At 42.5% G+C, this 400-nt stretch carries 2 protein-coding genes; both read right to left on the bottom strand.

Going from position 1 to position 400, the window contains the following annotated elements; translation table 11 throughout:
- On the bottom strand, nt 1-114 hold a 114-nt coding region (locus tag ACTNES_RS20960), incomplete at its 3' end, for a DUF6198 family protein (RefSeq protein WP_441040585.1).
- Between the two features lie 157 nt (nt 115-271).
- Nucleotides 272-400 carry a pyruvate kinase alpha/beta domain-containing protein gene (locus ACTNES_RS20965; RefSeq protein ID WP_441040586.1) on the bottom strand — a complete coding sequence of 43 codons (129 nt, stop codon included), beginning with the start codon at nt 398-400 and terminating at the stop codon, nt 272-274.

Here is a 400-nt window from a genome sequence, read left to right on the forward strand (position 1 = left end):
GGAACCTGAATACAGCATCAGGATAACTGCAAGGCTGTTGATCATAACTGCGATCACCAATGCCAGCTCCCCTCTGAAAATATGTCTGGAATCTTCTTCTCCGTTTATTTTCATAATAATTTTCTCTCCTCATTACGCACAAAAACAAGGGGCCGCTGTCGAAAAGTTGACGGCAGACCCTTGTATGTGTCTTTAAAAATTTATGCTGTTTGTTCTGCTAATATGATGTCAGGGGCAAAAGGTACCTTGTCCCTGACCTTGTATCTTAATATTATTCTACGATGCAGACACGGATCATGTTTGTTCTTCCCGGAATACCAAGCGGTACACCACCTGCGAATACAACTGTATCACCAACTTTTACAAGTTTATGCTTCTGTGCTGCTTCGACTGCTCTCAG

This window comes from Blautia sp. HCP3S3_D9, from assembly GCF_052063845.1.
In the GTDB taxonomy this organism is placed as follows: Bacteria; Bacillota; Clostridia; order Lachnospirales; family Lachnospiraceae; genus Blautia_A.